The sequence below is a fragment of the Shinella granuli genome, from assembly GCF_004341885.1.
In the GTDB taxonomy this organism is placed as follows: Bacteria; Pseudomonadota; Alphaproteobacteria; order Rhizobiales; family Rhizobiaceae; genus Shinella; species Shinella granuli.
The window spans coordinates 1-16,603 of record NZ_SLVX01000047.1 but is presented as its reverse complement, the minus strand read 5'-3'; the positions used below and the strand labels follow the sequence as shown (position 1 = coordinate 16,603).

The following is a 16,603-nucleotide window of genomic DNA, read 5'->3' as shown; positions in this document are numbered from 1 at the left end:
GGGCTTAAGCCCTCCCGGCGGTCTCAGGCCGGCGCCGCAGTGGCCGACTTTTGCTCCGCCCCGTGGCCGGTTTTTACTCCGCCGTTGACACTCGCCAGCGCTGGAGTGGGAGGGGCCCAAGGAAGCGAAATCCTACGTCGTCGTCGTCGATGATCCCGATGCGGACAAACCGAAACCGTTCACGCATTGGGTGGCTTATGACATTCCTGCTGACACCACGAAGCTTCGCGAAGGCCTGCCCGGAACACCTATCCTTCAGTACCCCAAAGGTCTGAAGCAGGGCGCAAACAGCATGGGATCGATCGGTTATACCGGCCCGAAGCCGCCGGTCGGCGATCCCGCGCACCACTACCATTTTCAGGTATTCGCTCTCGATGTCGACACCCTCGGCATCGACCCGGGCGCGACGCGCGAGGACGTCCTCAAGGCAATGAGTAGCCATGTTCTCTCGAAAGGAGAGATCGTCGGTACCTTCGAGCGCAAAGCAGCAGCGAACTAAGAAGGATAGAGCGATGAAAGCACTTACCTGGCACGGCAAAAGCGATATTCGCTGTGAAAGCGTTCCCGATCCGAAGATCGAGAACGGGCGTGACGCCATCATAAAGGTGACGGCATGCGCGATCTGCGGGTCTGATCTCCACATCTTCGATGGCGTCATCCCCGGCATGGAACATGGCGACATCGTCGGTCATGAAACGATGGGCGAGGTCGTCGAAGTCGGATCGGACAACAAGGCCCTGAAGGTCGGTGACCGTGTCGTCGTGCCCTTCACCATCGCCTGCGGCGAATGCTTCTTCTGCAAGCGCGGACATTTCTCCGGCTGTGAGCGCTCGAACCCAAGCCGCAAGAAGGCGGCGAAGCTCTGGGGCAACTCCCCAGCGGGGCTTTTTGGCTACTCTCACCTCCTTGGCGGGTTCAGCGGCGGACAGGCGGAGTATATGCGCGTGCCCTATGCGGACGTCGGCCCCATCAAGGTGCCGGACAGCCTGACCGACGAACAGGTTCTCTTCCTCTCCGACATCTTTCCCACCGGATACATGGCCGCTGAATTTTGCGATATCAAACCGGGCGATACGATTGCGGTCTGGGGCTGCGGCCCAGTCGGGCAGATGGCGATCAAGAGCGCCTTCCTTCTAGGCGCCGAGCGGGTAATCGCCATCGATACCGTGCCGGAACGCAAGACACTGGCCGAGACGAGTGGTGCGCTCGTGCTCGATTTCCGAGATGAGGACATCTACGACCGCATCATGGACCTGACCGCCGGCCGCGGAGCGGATGCCTGTATCGATGCGGTCGGCACGGAGCCAGACACCATGTCTGGATTCGACGCGATTATCGACCGGGTGAAAGTCGCCACGTTCATGGGAACGGACCGGCCGCATGTGCTGCGCCAGGCCATTCATTGCTGCCGCAACTTCGGTACCGTCTCGATCGTCGGCGTCTATGGCGGTTTCGTCGATAAGATCCCGATGGGCTCGGCGATCAATCGCGGCCTGACCTTCCGCATGGCGCAAACGCCCGTGCAACACTATCTGCCAATCCTGCTGGAGCGTATCGAACGGGGCGACATCGATCCGTCCTTCGTCATCACCCATCGGGCCGGACTGGAAGATGGCCCCGAGCTCTACAAGACATTTCGAGACAAGAAGGATGGCTGCATCAAGGTCGTGCTCAAGCCGTAGGGGCGAGGACGCGACGAGCAGCCGAAAACAAAGCGAGGAGAAGACGATGACAGCTATAGATCGACAGGAAGAAATTCGTCGGCGCGCCTACTGGATCTGGGAAGAGGAAGGAGCCCCCGCAGGTGAGGATTTGCGCCATTGGTCAATGGCGGAAGCGGAGTTCGAGGCTTCGAATGAGGGAGCTGGCGGAGCGAACGTCGCTGCGGAGACACCGGTCGTGGAGATTTCGACCGGAAATGAGCCAGCGCGCAAGAAAATCAAAAGCACTGAAGGACCGTGAGTCCGTGAACCACCTCGATCACGCGATCCTGGTTGCCCAGTCGGCACACGAAGGCCAGTCTGATAAGATTGGACGATCCTATTTTGAGCACTGCCGTCGCGTTGCTGCAGCCGTTGCAGACGAAACCGGAAAAGTCGTCGCCTATCTGCATGACGTGGTCGAGAAGGGCAAAGGATGGACGTTGGATCGGCTGCGGGAGGAGGGCTTTCCTCCCGACATCGTCGGCGCGGTGGACGCGATGACCCGGCGAGCGGACGAGGAGTGGGAGACATTTGTTCGCCGGGCCGCTTCAAATCCTGTCGCCAACCCTGTGAAACGGGCGGATCTGGAAGACAATCTCTCGCAGGTGCAGACGATCGGCGAGGATGGTGAGAAATACCTGAATGCCCTTCGTATTGTCGCGGAACTGTAAAAGCCTTGTTGTGCTGACCGCTACCCGGAAACCGACGACAAAAATGCCTCCGTCGACATGGCGTCCATCTGGGCAGTAAACCGGCTTTCGATCAGTTTCAATGATGCGTCGTGTGTTTCATCCGTGCCGCTGCAGACGGCATCTGTCAAGATCATGGCGCGGTAGCTCAGATCGATGGCACCGAGGGCCGTTGCAAGGACGCAGACATCGGTCTCGCCACCGGTAATGACCAGCGTTTCGACGTCCTGTCCCCTCAGAAACGCGTTTAGCCGTCCGTCGATCCAGGGAGAATAGGTCCGCTTGTCGAAGACGATCGCGGGCGGCGTGAATGCGGCAAGTTCGAGGAGTAGGCCATACATCTCGGCCGGTAGATGCTCGGCGGTCATCATCCACCACTTCTCATAATAGGCGCGCCACATGCCTGTGGCATTGATGGGACGCGCGGGTGGCAGGAAGCGGGAGAAGATCGTGCGGTCCGCATAGTTGCTGGCGACTTCCAGCACCTGCGACGAGACCCGCTCCATCCAGGTGACTTTCCAGGGCGTGTCTTCAGCGAACATGCGCTGCATATCTACGCAGATATGTCGCCACTCGCCGTACATTTCCACTCCCATGGCATCGGTCAGGGCGTCTTTCGCACTGTAAGGACGGGCGGAGAACTGTTCTCCGCCCGTTCCGGCTCATGCAGCCTTGGTCTTGCCTTCGCGGTTGACCTTCGCCTCCGCAAGCTGGGTCAGGGCCTGATCGGTCTTGGTTTCCTCGGCGAGCGTCTGGTCGAGAAGCTTGGCGACGTCGTTCTTGCCAAGCTGCATGGCCCAGGACTTCAAGGTGCCGTAGCGCGCGATTTCGTAGTGCTCGACGGCCTGAGCGGCGGCGAGAAGGCCTGCATCGAGCGCGGGCGAGCCCTTGAATTCCTCGAGGATCTCCTGCCCCTCTTCGAGAATGCCGTCGATGGCCGGGCAGGTCTTGCCGCGCGCCGGCTTGCCGAGAAGCTCGAACACCTGCACGAGCCGCTCGACCTGTCCCTCGGTTTCCTGCAGATGTTTGTCGAATGCCGCCTTCAGGTCCTGCGCCTCGGCGCCGCGGATCATCTTCTTGAGGCCGGCAATGATCTTGCGCTCGGCGTAGTAGATATCCTTGATACCGTCGAGGAAAAGGTCTTCCATTGTCTTGGTGGGCATCGATGTCTCCTGTCGTTGTGAACTTTAGCCGAAAATGGAGGGCGCGATCGCGCGGGGATTCAACCAGTCTTTCGGGCCTTTGTTCCCCGCACATGCGGTAAAACAAACCGTCCGCTAAGCGGGCGGAACGGATGCTTTGCCGAGCTTGACGGATGGCTCGCGTGCCCAAAGGCGCAGCTTGCCGAGCTCCGCGACGAATGCCGAGAGCCCGTCTTCACCAGGCAATTCCATCACGCCTTGATCGAGCTTGTCGGCGATCCCGGCCCTCTCCAGAAGCGGGAAGGCATCGGCGACATGGCCGATGAACTTGCAATGCTGGAAGGCATCGGCGACGAAGTCCCGCGCGGTCGCTTCTTGAAGAAGATCATCCATCGCCGCCTTGGCCGGCAGGAGCGCGACCGCGTCGAAAAGCACGGAAGGACCGCCGTCGATCATGAACTGCGCCGGCACCCATGAACCATCGGACGCCGTCACGCCACCGACCTTCGGAGCGATCAGGGCGACCTCTGCCTTCTCCGCCGCGATGGCGTCCTGCAGGCCGGTCAGAAGGTCGATATCGACGCCGTCCGTGATGAGGATGCCAAGCTTGCGTCCCTCGAAGCGTTTGGGTCCTCGTTCCACAATGCTGAGCGCAGGCGAAGCCTCCAGGTCCTGCCGTGTCGGCATTGCGGCATCGGCGGGTTTCGGCATGGACTGGAAGCCGAGTTTCTCGGCGACGGTGTTGGCGAGGGTCTCGTCGATATTCATCAGATGCGAGACGACGCGCTCACGGATCACGGGTGTTTCGACCTTGCTGAGCTCAAAGGTCAGCGCGGCCGCGATGTGCCGCTGCTCGGCCGGCGTCTGGCTGATGTAGAACTGGCGTGCCTGGCTGTAGTGGTCGGCAAAGCTTTCGGGGCGCAGCCTCACCTTCTGGCCCTGCTCTTCCGCAGGGAAATGCGGAAAACCGGCCGACGGCGATTCCCGCGGTCCCTCCCCCCAGGAGTTGGGCTGATAGTTGGCACGGCCGACGGGGTTGCGCATGGCCATATGCCCGTCCTGCTGGAAGTGATGGAAGGGGCATTTGGGTGCGTTGATCGGAATATGCGTGAAGTTCGGGCTGCCAAGGCGCTTGAGCTGCGTATCGAGGTAGGAGAAGTTCCGCCCCTGCAACAGCGGATCGTTGGAAAAATCGATACCGGGCGGTACGTTCTGGGTCATGAACGCGACCTGCTCCGTCTCGGCAAAGAAATTCTCCGGCATGCGATCGAGGACGAGGCGGCCGACCGGTTTCACCGGCAGGACCTCCTCGGGGATGATCTTGGTAGGGTCGAGGATGTCGAAGTCGAAACTGTCGGCAAAGTCCTGATCGAACAGCTGCAGACAGAGCTCCCATTCGGGGAAGTTGCCCGACTGAATCGCATTCCACAGGTCGCGGCGATGATAATCGGGATCGGCGCCGTTGATCTTCACGGCCTCATTCCAGGCGACGGATTGCAGGCCGAGCTTGGGTTTCCAGTGGAATTTGACGAAGGTGGATTCACCCTTCGCGTTGACCAGGCGGAAGGTGTGCACGCCGAATCCTTCCATGAAGCGGAAGGAGCGGGGAATGGCCCGGTCCGACATGACCCACATGATCATGTGCATGCTTTCCGGTGTCAGGCTGATGAAGTCCCAGAAATTGTCATGCGCGCTCTGGGCCTGCGGGAAGGCGCGATCGGGTTCTTGCTTCACCGCATGCACCATGTCGGGGAACTTGATGGCGTCCTGGATGAAGAAGACCGGGATGTTGTTGCCGACGAGATCCCAGTTGCCTTCCTGCGTATAGAGCTTGACGGCAAAGCCGCGGACGTCGCGGGCGAGATCGAAGGAGCCCTTGTTGCCGGCGACGGTGGAAAAGCGGACGAAAGCCGGCGTCTTCTCGCCGGCGCGCTGAAAAAGATCCGCCCTCGTATAGGCGGCAAGCGATTCATAGGTCTCGAAGAAGCCGTGCGCTCCGTACCCGCGCGCATGCACGACCCGCTCTGGAATTCGCTCGTGGTCGAAGTGGAAGATTTTCTCGCGGAAATGGAAGTCGTCGACCAGCAGCGGCCCTCGCGCGCCGACGCGGAGCGAGTTCTGGTCATCTGCGACAGGACCGCCCTGCGCGGTCGTCAGAACGGGCGTTTCGCCCTCGGCAACCTGGTGCAGCTCGCCGCCATTGCCACGCGCCATCTTCTGATCGTGGACCTGCGCCGTGGTCGCCGTGGATTTCGAGGATTTCGCTGATGCGGGTTTCGAGGATGTGTTCTTGGCCATGGTGCGCTCCCTGTTTGCGATGGCCAACAACAACCGCCGCGAAAGGTTCCGTACGCCGAAACATTCTTAGTCTTCGGCGATCTGCTCCGTCCGCAATCGTACGGGAACTTCGTGTCTCGGGCGCTGTTTTGACCATCCTGACAGGAGGTCATCATGCAACTCATCGAAACGAATGTTCACAGCGGAGAAGTCACGATGACGGTTGAGTTCGTCGGGGAGGGCGGCGAGAAGGTATCGGTCTGCATGGTTGCGCATGATGTGCCTGAAGATGCCGCAGTCACGCGCGCCAAGGAAATCATGGTCCAGCTCACCGCTTTCGATTCCGATCCACCACAGCAGGGCGATATCGAAGACGAGACCGTAAATGAGGAAGCCGCTGAGAACACTGGCTTCATGTCTGAGCCGCGGAGCTAACCTATGGGGGCTCCCGTTACGGTGATCACCGGGGCCGGTTCTGGAATAGGCCGGGCCACGGCGGAACTTCTTGCGGCAACAGGGCATCGGCTGGTGCTCTTCGACCGTGACGAAGATGGCCTCTCCGAAACGCGGGCGGCTCTGATGGCCGACGCCGAGGCAATCGCTATTGCCGGTGACGTTTCTGATGAATCTGACGTCGGCGGGATAGTCCAAAGGACACAAGACCATTTCGGCCGCCTGGACGCGGTCGTGGCGAACGCCGGTATCAATGGCGTCTGGGCACCGATCGAGGATCTAATGCCCTCCGAATGGGACGAGACGATCTGCATCAATCTTCGCGGCACCTACCTGACGCTTCACACGGCGGTTCCGCTGCTAAAGAGGGCCGGAGGCGGCACAATTGTCATCGTATCGTCGATCAACGGGGTCCGCACCTTCACCAATCCCGGTGCGACCGCCTACGGCGCGTCCAAGGCAGCGCAGGTGGCCATGGCGCAGCAGCTCGCCCTTGAGCTTGGAAAACATCGCATCCGCGTCAATGTCGTCTGCCCGGGAGCGATCGACACAAACATTGTCGCCGGCTCGGAAATCCGCAACCGCGCGGAAACGGAAGTGCCTGTCATTTGGCCGCAGGGCAGCATTCCCTTGACCGATGGCACGCCGGGCCAGGCAATCGACGCCGCCAAGGTCATCCGTTTTCTGCTCAGCGCCGAGGCATCGCATATGACAGGCTGTCCGGTCTTCGTCGACGGCGGTCAGGGGTTGCTGCGATGATGCCCGTCGGTGGTGGCTGGGGGCCGCATTTCTGCAAGGACAGCTCGACGGTGTTCCGGCTTTGGGCGCCGGCCGAATCCTCTTTGAAGCTGGACATCGACGGCCGCCAGGTGGCGATGAAGCGGCAGGATGAAGGTTGGTTCGCGGTCCGTCTCGACCATCAGCCTGTCGGCGCGCTCTACTGCTATGTGCTTTCCGATGGTAGGCGCGTGCCCGATCCAGCCTCCCGCTTTCAGCCGCTGGGTGTCGATGGCCCCTCGTTGCTGTGCGCACCCGACCGTTTTGCGTGGAAACAAACCGGTTGGCGCGGACGCCCGTGGGAAGAGGCCGTGTTCTATGAACTCCATGTCGGCACGTTCACGCGGGAGGGAACCTATACCGCGGCCATCGAGCACTTGCCCGGACTTGCGGAGATCGGCTTCACCGCGATCGAACTGATGCCGATCGCTCAGTTTCCCGGCCGCTGGGGTTGGGGTTACGACGGTGTCTTCCAATTTGCACCGCACAACGCCTATGGCACGCCGGAGGATCTGCGGTGCTTCGTTGACGCTGCCCATAAGAGCGGGCTGATGGTCTTCCTCGATGTGGTCTACAACCATTTCGGACCAGAAGGAAACTTCCTGCCGCACTATGCGCCCGGCTTCTTCCATAGCGAGAATCCCACACCGTGGGGATCCCGGATTGCATTCGACGAACCGGCGGTACGATCTTACTTCATCGGAAACGTTCTTCACTGGTTGCAGGAATATCGGTTCGACGGGCTTCGGCTTGATGCCGTGGACGAGATTGTCGATGTTGGTACGCCACACATTCTGCAGGAAATCTCCGACACGGTGCATGCGGCGTTTACCGATCGTCATGTGCATCTCGTTGTCGAAAACCCCAGCAATGGCGGCGATTTGCTCGCGGCAAATGAAAACGGTCATCGCCTGTTTGCGGCGGACTGGAACGACGAATTTCACCACGCCGTGCACGTTGCTGTGACCGGGGAAGCCGACGGCCACTATGCACCCTACAAGGAGCGGCCTTGGCGGCAGATCAAGCAAGCGCTGACGGAGGGCTATCTGAACCAAGGCAAAGCCACGGTCGGTTCAGTCTTGCCGCACCCTGCATCCCTGGCGCCAACAGCCTTCGTACACTTTCTTCAAAATCACGATCAGGTCGGCAACAGGGCGTTGGGAGACCGACTACACGCGTCACTCGATCCGAAGATCCATCGCCTCCTGACCGAAATACTTTTCCTGGCGCCGCAGATTCCCCTGGTATTCATGGGCGACGAACATCTCAGCGACCGTCCGTTTCGGTTCTTTGCCGACTATAGCGGAGATCTGGCCGCCGACATCCACCGGAACCGCTTCAAGGAGGCGGAGAATTTTGGAGGTTATCCCACCGGGGCAGGGCCGGAGGGTATCGTGGATCCGAACGATTGGACCACCTTCACAAGCTCGAAGCTCGACAGGTCAAATCTGGACGTGCCAGAGCGTGAGGACTGGCATGCATTCATGACCCTTCTTCTCGATATCCGCCGTCGGTTCGTTGTCCCATTGCTCGCAAATGCCCAAGGCTACGCGGGGACCATCTTATCGGAGACCGACACGGAACTCTTCGTCGACTGGCGGCTGAATGGAGGGCTGCTCCAGCTGCGGGCAAATGCCTCCGACGAGCCTCGCGACCTTGGTGGAGACCTCGGAGATCTCGTTTATGCGAGCTGCCCGGACGAGGAGCGGGATACTCTTCCCGCCTGGTCAACGCGCCTATTCATTCGATATCCGGCGAACATGAATAATGAAGCCGGACCATGACGGTGTTGCGATGGAACTTCGCAGCGGCAGCCCGGTTCGTGTGCCAGCGCTCCACTGAGGACGTGCGCCCTGCGGGAGTTTGCGATCGATGACGAACACAGCACCTAAATCGCCTGGCGATCCATCGGAGGAAGGAGATGCTCTGCGCGACGGCGGATCAGAACTCGCCATCCTGAAACAGCTCGGGCCGGGGCTGATCACCGGCGCAGCGGACGACGATCCCTCGGGGATCGCGACCTATTCGCAGGCCGGCGCGCAGTTCGGCTTCAATCTGCTCTGGCTGATGCTGCTGACCTATCCGCTGATGTCGGCTATCCAGATGATCAGCGGCCGGATCGGCCGGGTCACCGGCTGTGGGCTGGCCGCCAACCTGCGGACGATCTGGCCACGCTCAATGGTGCTTCTCCTTGTCGGCCTGCTGTTCGTCGCCAACGCGATCAATATCGGCGCCAACCTTTCCGCGATGGGCGCGTCGGCGGAACTCGCGACAGGGCTTCCGAGCATGCCGGTAACGATCCTCTTTGCGATCGTGTCGCTCGGTTTGCAGATGTTCGTGCCCTATCATCGCTACGCCTCCTACCTGAAGTGGCTGACTATGGTGGTGCTTTCCTATGTCGCCGTGCTCTTCGTCGTGGAGATAGACTGGCTGGAGGCAGCCAAGGGCTTCGTCTTGCCTTCGCTTGAGCTGAACGGCAAGACATTCACGGTTATCGTCGCGATCCTCGGCACGACAATCAGTCCCTACCTGTTTTTCTGGCAGACCAGCCAGGAGGTGGAGGAGATCGACGGCAAGGATGAGGCCTACCCGCTGCGGGAGGCGCCGCGCCAGGCAAAGCGGGAACTGAAACGAATCCGCATCGATACCTTCGCCGGCATGGCGATTTCCAACCTGGTCGCCATTGCCATCATTATGAGCACGGCCGCGACCCTACACGCGAGCGGAAAAACACATATCGGGACTGCTGCCGATGTGGCCGAGGCCCTGAAGCCCGTCGCCGGAAACTTCGCCTTCGCGCTGTTCAGCATCGGAATCATTGGAACCGGCATGCTTTCCATTCCGGTGCTCGCTGGCTCGGCCGCCTATGCCGCGTCGGAGTGCTTCGGCTGGGCCTGCAGCCTCGAAAGCCGGCCCAAGGAGGCAATCGGCTTCTACGGCGTGATCGCCATAGCCACGGTGGTCGGGCTAGCGATCGAGTTCCTTCCCATTGATCCCATCCGCGCGCTCTTCTGGAGTGCTGTCATCAATGGCTTCGTCGCGGTCCCGATCATGGTTGGCATGATGATGGTCGTCAGCCGCCACGCGCGCATGAGGCAGTTCATCGCCCGCCCGGTGCTTGTCTTTACGGGATGGATGGCGACGGCTGTGATGGGGGTCGCGGCGGCGGCGATGCTAATCTATCGGTAACGCCACAATGACCGGGATGGTCGGATGGGCTCCGGCTAATTGAAAGAACCGTCAGCGCTACGGCCTGTCTTCTTGATATTGCTCGGCGCCTTCGACAGGCCGAAGCCATGGTTCGCGGCGCTTGATCCACAGTTCGTAGGTGGGAGTGAGGAGCGTCGGCGCATCGGACAAGATGCCGAGCTTGACCTCTGCTTCGCGCGTGTCGAGAGAGAAGACACGCGCGCCGCAATGAGCGCAAAAGCACCGGCCGGAAAAGCTGGTGGTCTCGCCCATATGTTCGAATTGTCCAGCAGGCCACATCCCGAAAAACGTGAAGGCCGAGCCACTCTCCTGCCGGCAATCGGTGCAATGGCAGATACCGACCCGGTCGGGGGCGCCCCGCACTGTTATTCGTACCTGTCCGCAAAGACACGATCCGGTGAGGAGCGTCATTTCGGTTGCCTATCTGTGTGGCGGTCATCTGTGCCGCGCGGTAGCTTCGTCTCGGAGGCTTCGGGGTGGGTGCCGTCCGACACGCTGCCGGGATGTGGGTCTGAGACCTCCTCGCCGCCTGTTCGGCGTGGCCGCTCACGGCCTGGGTGTTCGACTTCCGGATTTTTACTCGTCTTGGTCATGGTTGTCTCCCTTCACGACCGGTCGGGTTGGCGTTCGTCGAAACCGACGTCCCAGTCCTTCTCGTGCTTCTTGCCAGGGGGATCGCGGTGCGCGGTGGCATCCTCGGAGCCGGTGACGACCGTCGGCTTCGCGCTTGCGACGCCATCTGCGGACCGGTCGGCCTGCGAAGGGGCGAACTGGCCGGCGGCGTCGCGCCTGGGGTCCGTCGACCCTTTTGCGGATCTGTGCAACTTCATTGGAATTTCCTCCATAAACCAGCGGGGAATGGCGCGGGCTAGTCGTCCAGATCTTCGGCCATCTTCAGGTGGTGTTCGAGGGCCGGAAGCGTCTTTGCCGCCCATGCCTTCAGATCGGCGTTTTCACCTTCCGAAGCATAACGCTTGAAGACATCGACGGCGTTCTCATGGGCATCTTCCTGATCGTCCTGATAAGCATCGTCGAACTCCTTGCCCGAGAGATCCTTGAGCTCGTCAAACGATTTCTTCTGCGCGTCGGACATGCCTGTGGCCGCAGGCGCAGTCACCTTGCCGCCGTCGATCAGGCCCTTCAGTTCTCTCGTCGTCTTCTCATGAGCGTCAATCATTTGCTGCGCGAAGGCCTTCGTCGCGGCGTTACCCTTCTGCAGTGCGAGCTTGCTCGACTCGATCTCGAAGATATCGCTCATCGAGACCTCCTTTACGAAATCCTCTGTTTTGGGAGGAATGCTCAAGGCGGAGTTGACGCCTGTCGTTTCGGCGGTCGATTGGGCGAAGGCGGCGGACGAGATCAGGAACAAGGCGAGAGTAGCGGGTATCGTTTTCATGGCGGGTCTCCTTTGGTGCTGAACCTCGCAGCAGGCCGGTTGTTCCGTGCGCCTCCCCAGAAGGAGCCTATAGTTCGATGCTCTGCGCCTCGTCTGCGGTTGCTCCAAGCGCCGGCGACGAAGGCACGCCGAACCAGCGCTGTGCCGGAGCCGAGCAAGGGATGGCCGATGGCGCTTCACCTCCATGGAGGTCCATCATACGTGGGCATGAAAAAATCAGGAGGCGCGCTTGCCTTTTCCACCGGCGGCCAGGCTCTTGCGCAACGCGTCCATGATGTCGATGACATTGCTCTCGGTGGCCGCGCCATCATCCTTGGCCTTGCCCTTTTTCGAGGGTTTCAGAGCCTTCTTCTTTTTCGCGATAATGTCCAGCAGAGCTTCCTGCACAGGGTCGGAGACCATATCCGCCGACCAGGTCTTGGTGTGCTGCTTGATGAATTTCTGGACGAGCGGGATGAGGTCGGGGTCCGATTTGTTGTCGATATCCTCGAAGTAGGATTCCTCCGGCCGCACCTCGTCGCCGAAGCGTAGCGTCCAGAGCACGATGCCCTCGCCGCGCGGTTCGAGCACGACAGCGCGCTCGCGCCGGCCGATGACGAGCCGTGAGACGCCGAATACCCCATCGGAAGCCATGGCGTCGCGAATGACGGCGAAGGCTTCATGACCGACGGGATCGTCCGGCACGAGATAATGCGGCTTTTCGAGGTAGATCCACTCTATGCTGTCGCGCGGGACGAACTTGTCGATATCGATGGTCTTGACGGTGTCGAGCGCGACGGCGTCCAGTTCGTCGTCGGTGAGCAGGACATAGTCGTTCTCGCCACGGGCATAGCCCTTGACCTCGTCCTCATCCTTCACCGGCTTGCGCGTGACGGCATCGACATATTGCGAGACGACCCGGTTCCCCGTCTCCCTGTTCAAGGTGTGGAAGCGGACCTTCTCGCTCTCCGAGGTCGCCGGTGACATGGAGACGGGGCAGGTGACGAGGGAGAGCTTCAGATAGCCTTTCCAGTATGGGCGCGGCGCCATGATCGTTCTCCTCAACCGGCTTTACGCTGTGTTGCTGTCGAGCCGCGCGCCTTCGATGCCGTTGCACGCGCCGCGGGCTTGCGCCCGGCGCCTTTGTTGGCATTGGCAGCGGCGCGCTTCGGCTTGTCGTCGCTGGCCTTCAGCATCTTTGCGCTTTCGCGCAGCGCGGCCAGCAGATCGTCCGGTCTGGAGACCTTGACCGCCTTGCGCTTCGGCGGGGCCTTGCCTTCGATTTTCGCCTTCACCAGCTCGGCGACCGCCGTCTCGTAGCGATCGTCGAACGCGGCGGGATCGAAGGTTCCTTTCTTGGTGGCGATGATGTGCTTGGCGAGATCCAGCATCTCACCCTTGATGCGAAGCTTCGGTATCTCGTCGAAGGCCTTCTCGGAGGAGCGGACCTCGTAGTCGTACTGCATCGTGGTAGCGATCAGGCCCTTGCCATGGGTGCGGATCAGCACGGTGCGCATGCGCCGAAACAGGACGGTGCGCGCGACCGCGGCGACCTTCGATTTTTCCATCGCATCACGCAGCGCGGTGAAGGCGTCTGACGAAACCCGGTCGGTTGGCACGAGATAGTAGGGCTTGTCGAAATAGACGTCGTCGACATCGGAGCAGGGAATGAATGCCTCGATGGTCAGCGTCTTGTCGCTGTCCGGAATGGTAGCGGCCACCTCCTCCGGATCGATCATGATGTACTGGCCGTTCTCGATCTCGAAGCCCTTGGTCTGGTCCTCGCGCTCGACCTCCTTGCCTGTATCGCTGTCGACAAAGACGCGGTTGACGCGATTGCCGGTCTTTTTGTTGATGGTGTGAAACGAGATGCGCTCTGACGTGCTCGCCGCCGTATAGAGGCCGACGCCACAACTGACCTCGCCGAACTTGATGAAACCCTTCCACTGGGCACGATGACCGGCCATCTCGATACTCCCGACTCGACGCAACCAAAGCGAGTCAAGCGAATCACTTGCGAATTTGTTCCGAGTCGAAAAGAATCGGAAATCAATGACTTAAGCGATCTTCGCCTCTCCTTTTGCGAGTCTCGATCATGCCTTTGATTCGCTGCATCTTTTCGAGTTGGCGTGCGTTTCTTAAGAATCGCAACTGAAAGACAATGGGATGGTCGACGGTGACGACATTGGCCACGACGCCATGGAGGACGACGAGCGCGCCGCCGTCTCGTTTCCGTTCGACCGGATGACGGTGCAGCGGTTTCGCGAAACCTTTCCACGCGCCCACTGGAGCGACCGGCGGAAGGCGTGGCTCGTCCCTGGAAAGACCGCGTGGCGGCGCATCGATCGCTGGATGGCAAGGGAAGAGTCCCGTGTCGATCCGTATGCCGATGCGAAGGGTAGGGATGCCTTCGAGTTCGAGCCGATCCTCAGCCCCTATCTTGGCGTCGACAGGCAAGGGTTTCGCATCAAGACGCCCTATTCGCGCAAGCTAGTCGAGGAAATCCGCCAGGTGCCCTTCGCCCGTTGGGACGGCGACAACAAGGTCTGGCGGGTGCCTTTCGCCTCCTATGAGAATCTCGTCGATCGCTGGCAGGTCATCGAGACGGAAGCGCAGCGGTGCGAGCCTGAAGAAAGGCGCAAGCGCGCCGAGGCGCGTAAAGGGACGGACCAGGAGAGGACCTCTCGCCTGCGGGCGGCCGAACGCAAGCGCCGGCGCATCCCGCTTCCAGCCGACGATCTGCCCCCGCCGGATCGACCGATTGCGACGACGGCCTACGGAATTATCGTCGTAGCCGACGTCACCGGCGAGCTGGTCGAGCGTGAAGAGATTGCCGACCTCTATCCCGGCATCGCCGACGATCATGTCTGGGGATCATGGCGAATGCCGTCGCTGGATGAATTGGTGCAGACCTGGCCCTCGCGAACTGAACCCGGCAATGACGAGCGCCGGCGCGGCTGGTGGCTGCCGACCCTCGACGAGTTGCGCGTGGCAAGGCGAACCGCGAGGGCGCGCGAGCGCCGGGCGACGCACCAAGCGCCGGCCTGACCTCAATCCGCAGGCGGTTCGATCTCGATCATAACCGGTGCGTGGTCGCTGGTGTGGTCCCAGCTTCGCGGCCCGCGGCGAACGCTGGCAGACGTCAACCAAGGCGCCACGGTGGGACTGAGCAGAAGATGGTCGATGCGCAGGCCCGCATCGCGCTCGAAGGAATTCCGCCAGTATTTCCAGAAGGTGTAGATGCGTTTGGTCGGATGCAGATGGCGGATGGCGTCGGTCCAGCCTTGGGCGACGAGATCGGCATAGGCTTTCCTGACCTCCGGACGAAACAGCGCATCGTCACGCCAACGCTCCGGCGCATAGACATCGAGGTCCGTGGGCATGACATTGTAGTCGCCGACCAGCAGGGCGGGTACGTCGAGCGCGATCAACTCGGCGGCATAGGCCTGGAGGCGCTGGAACCAGCGCAGTTTATAGTCGAACTTCGCGCCGGGGGCCGGGTTGCCGTTCGGAAGATAGAGGCAGCCGACCAGGATGCCGTCGACGGCGGCCTCGATATAGCGGCTGTGGCTGTCGTCGGGATCGCCGGGCAGGCCGCGGCGCGTCAGGATGGGGGTTGCGCCCCTGGCGAGGATCGCGACACCGTTCCAGCTTTTCTGCCCATGCCAGACGGCCTCGTAGCCTGCATGCTGGAGTTCGCGCCGGGGAAAGCGCTCGTCCGGCGATTTAAGTTCCTGCAGGCAGACGATGTCGGGCGCGTCTTCCTCCATCCATCGCAGGAGGACGGGAAGCCGGCCGTTGATGCCGTTGACGTTATAGGTGGCGAGTTTCACGAAGCTGCTCCGGATGTGCCGATGGTTCGAGAGAAAACCGTCCCGGAAATTCAAAGGTTCCCCGCGCCTTTGCCCTACCATTGCAAAGATTTTGAGCGCTCCTATCTGTGCTCAAGATCGTTGGAGACGACCGCGATGAAGACAATTCCCATCGATACCCTTTTTGACGCCGCGGCCGAGATCCTGCTGCCGCACAGGTGCGACCACGCTGCCCGCGCTGCGGCTGCCTGCATCTGTTGCGGGCAGGCAGGTCAGGCGATGGACGATGACGGCTGCGGTATCTGCGATGCGTGCCTCGATGCGCCGCTGCAGGCGACCGGCAATCCCGACGGCCTTGATTTCCCGGATGCCTTTCCCCATCTATCGCTCACTGCCCGTCATCGATGACCTGCCTGCAGCGACGATATCCGTCGCGCGTTCGCAGTCGTCCGGGTCAGAAGGGCGCTCCCCGAAAGGGTCGAGCGCCCTTCGTCATTTCGGGAAGGGGCCGCCGCAGGGTACGGTCACACGGATCGCCGCGAACGCCAGGATCCCGCCTTGTCCTTGACCAGCCGCCACCGGCGAGCCTCGACATCCGTGCTGCGGGCCGTGCGATAGGCCGGGACCGAAAGGTGGATGTCGTCGCCGTCCGGATGCCATTCTCCGATCATGGCGATCCCGTCGCCGAACTCGACCACGCACATCCCTTCCGCAGCCTCCGCATCTTCGACGCGGACCTCGCCGCCGGGAAAGGCGTGACTATGCGGGAAGGAGAAGCGCATCAGCCCACCTGCTCCGCGGACAGGGAGCCGGCCGGCAGCGGCTTGATCAGCGTCTTGGCGGAAACGGAGGGATCTAGCCAATCCGCCCATGCCTCGCGCTCGAGGATGACGATCTGGCGGTCGTGGTAGGGTGCGATATCGGGACCGGGTTCCATCGTGAGCATGGTGAAGGCCTCGCCGACCTCCTCCGTCTCGCGCCAAATGCCGGCAATGGCGAAGACCGGCTCCCCGACCTTCCGAAACAGCCATTTGTCCTTGCGCTTCTTCCCTTTCTCGGTCGGATCCGTGAATTCATAGAACCCATCACTGAGGATCAAAGCCCGGTTCGAGGCGAACTCGCGACCCTCCGACCGGAAATTGTAGACCGGCTTCTTGCTCGGTCC

At 61.2% G+C, this 16,603-nt stretch carries 21 protein-coding genes; 10 read left to right on the top strand and 11 right to left on the bottom strand.

What is annotated here, in order from left to right; translation table 11 throughout:
* Positions 1-100 precede the first annotated feature (100 nt).
* From EV665_RS30630 to EV665_RS30615, 4 genes are read left to right on the top strand one after another with little or no spacing between them, the layout of a single operon-like run.
* On the top strand, positions 101-499 hold the full coding sequence (locus EV665_RS30630; protein WP_245507886.1) for a YbhB/YbcL family Raf kinase inhibitor-like protein: 399 nt from the start codon (positions 101-103) through the stop codon (positions 497-499).
* A 13-nt stretch (positions 500-512) separates the two neighbouring features.
* Entirely contained in the window at positions 513-1,682 is a 1,170-nt protein-coding gene (locus tag EV665_RS30625; RefSeq protein WP_133037061.1) for a zinc-dependent alcohol dehydrogenase, read from the top strand.
* 46 nt (positions 1,683-1,728) lie between these two features.
* Positions 1,729-1,962, top strand: a complete 234-nt coding sequence (locus EV665_RS30620; RefSeq protein ID WP_133037060.1) for a DUF2934 domain-containing protein — start codon at positions 1,729-1,731, stop codon at positions 1,960-1,962.
* A 4-nt stretch (positions 1,963-1,966) separates the two neighbouring features.
* Positions 1,967-2,374: an HD domain-containing protein gene (locus EV665_RS30615; protein ID WP_133037059.1), complete on the top strand. Its 408-nt coding sequence runs from the start codon at positions 1,967-1,969 to the stop codon at positions 2,372-2,374.
* A 20-nt stretch (positions 2,375-2,394) separates the two neighbouring features.
* Here the strand turns inward: EV665_RS30615 and EV665_RS30610 are convergent, their stop codons facing one another.
* From EV665_RS30610 to katE, 3 genes are all read right to left on the bottom strand, one after another.
* A complete protein-coding gene (locus tag EV665_RS30610) occupies positions 2,395-2,976 on the bottom strand; it encodes a cysteine hydrolase family protein (protein ID WP_380689103.1) in 582 nt (193 codons plus the stop codon).
* 78 nt (positions 2,977-3,054) lie between these two features.
* A complete protein-coding gene (locus EV665_RS30605) occupies positions 3,055-3,555 on the bottom strand; it encodes a YciE/YciF ferroxidase family protein (protein WP_133037058.1) in 501 nt (166 codons plus the stop codon).
* Between the two features lie 114 nt (positions 3,556-3,669).
* Positions 3,670-5,832: a catalase gene (gene katE / locus EV665_RS30600; protein WP_133037057.1), complete on the bottom strand. Its 2,163-nt coding sequence runs from the start codon at positions 5,830-5,832 to the stop codon at positions 3,670-3,672.
* A 153-nt stretch (positions 5,833-5,985) separates the two neighbouring features.
* Here katE and EV665_RS30595 point away from each other — a divergent pair, with 153 nt between their 5' ends.
* From EV665_RS30595 to EV665_RS30580, 4 genes are all read left to right on the top strand, one after another.
* Positions 5,986-6,246: a hypothetical protein gene (locus tag EV665_RS30595; protein ID WP_133037056.1), complete on the top strand. Its 261-nt coding sequence runs from the start codon at positions 5,986-5,988 to the stop codon at positions 6,244-6,246.
* Positions 6,247-6,249: 3 nt separating this feature from the next.
* Positions 6,250-7,023 (top strand): SDR family oxidoreductase, encoded by a 774-nt coding sequence (locus tag EV665_RS30590; protein WP_133037055.1) that lies wholly within the window; start codon positions 6,250-6,252, stop codon positions 7,021-7,023.
* Positions 7,020-8,825 carry a malto-oligosyltrehalose trehalohydrolase gene (gene treZ, locus EV665_RS30585; protein ID WP_133037054.1) on the top strand — a complete coding sequence of 602 codons (1,806 nt, stop codon included), beginning with the start codon at positions 7,020-7,022 and terminating at the stop codon, positions 8,823-8,825. The genes EV665_RS30590 and treZ overlap by 4 nt, the downstream gene beginning before the upstream one ends.
* Positions 8,826-8,913: 88 nt before the next feature.
* Positions 8,914-10,230, top strand: coding sequence for an Nramp family divalent metal transporter (locus EV665_RS30580; protein ID WP_133037053.1), 1,317 nt, complete (start codon positions 8,914-8,916; stop codon positions 10,228-10,230).
* A gap of 57 nt (positions 10,231-10,287) precedes the next feature.
* On the opposite strand, the gene EV665_RS30575 is transcribed toward EV665_RS30580, so the two are convergent.
* From EV665_RS30575 to ku (EV665_RS30555), 5 genes are all read right to left on the bottom strand, one after another.
* Positions 10,288-10,662: a GFA family protein gene (locus EV665_RS30575; protein WP_133037052.1), complete on the bottom strand. Its 375-nt coding sequence runs from the start codon at positions 10,660-10,662 to the stop codon at positions 10,288-10,290.
* A 194-nt stretch (positions 10,663-10,856) separates the two neighbouring features.
* Positions 10,857-11,081, bottom strand: coding sequence for a hypothetical protein (locus tag EV665_RS30570; RefSeq protein WP_133037051.1), 225 nt, complete (start codon positions 11,079-11,081; stop codon positions 10,857-10,859).
* A 38-nt stretch (positions 11,082-11,119) separates the two neighbouring features.
* On the bottom strand, positions 11,120-11,647 hold the full coding sequence (locus EV665_RS30565) for a DUF4142 domain-containing protein (RefSeq protein ID WP_133037050.1): 528 nt from the start codon (positions 11,645-11,647) through the stop codon (positions 11,120-11,122).
* A gap of 216 nt (positions 11,648-11,863) precedes the next feature.
* Positions 11,864-12,676 (bottom strand): non-homologous end joining protein Ku, encoded by an 813-nt coding sequence (ku, locus tag EV665_RS30560; RefSeq protein WP_133037049.1) that lies wholly within the window; start codon positions 12,674-12,676, stop codon positions 11,864-11,866.
* A gap of 11 nt (positions 12,677-12,687) precedes the next feature.
* On the bottom strand, positions 12,688-13,593 hold the full coding sequence (gene ku / locus EV665_RS30555; protein WP_133037048.1) for a non-homologous end joining protein Ku: 906 nt from the start codon (positions 13,591-13,593) through the stop codon (positions 12,688-12,690).
* Positions 13,594-13,792: 199 nt separating this feature from the next.
* Here ku (EV665_RS30555) and EV665_RS30550 point away from each other — a divergent pair, with 199 nt between their 5' ends.
* Positions 13,793-14,674 (top strand): hypothetical protein, encoded by an 882-nt coding sequence (locus EV665_RS30550; RefSeq protein WP_133037047.1) that lies wholly within the window; start codon positions 13,793-13,795, stop codon positions 14,672-14,674.
* Between the two features lie 2 nt (positions 14,675-14,676).
* Here the strand turns inward: EV665_RS30550 and xth are convergent, their stop codons facing one another.
* Positions 14,677-15,459, bottom strand: coding sequence for an exodeoxyribonuclease III (gene xth / locus EV665_RS30545; RefSeq protein ID WP_133037046.1), 783 nt, complete (start codon positions 15,457-15,459; stop codon positions 14,677-14,679).
* 135 nt (positions 15,460-15,594) lie between these two features.
* Between xth and EV665_RS30540 the strand changes: the two genes are divergently transcribed.
* Positions 15,595-15,846 carry a hypothetical protein gene (locus tag EV665_RS30540; protein WP_210234709.1) on the top strand — a complete coding sequence of 84 codons (252 nt, stop codon included), beginning with the start codon at positions 15,595-15,597 and terminating at the stop codon, positions 15,844-15,846.
* A 116-nt stretch (positions 15,847-15,962) separates the two neighbouring features.
* Here EV665_RS30540 and EV665_RS30535 read toward each other — a convergent pair whose 3' ends face one another.
* On the bottom strand, positions 15,963-16,220 hold the full coding sequence (locus EV665_RS30535; RefSeq protein WP_133037045.1) for a hypothetical protein: 258 nt from the start codon (positions 16,218-16,220) through the stop codon (positions 15,963-15,965).
* A partial coding sequence (locus tag EV665_RS30530) for an SOS response-associated peptidase family protein (protein ID WP_133037044.1) occupies positions 16,220-16,603 on the bottom strand: 384 nt, incomplete at its 5' end. The genes EV665_RS30530 and EV665_RS30535, both read right to left, overlap by 1 nt.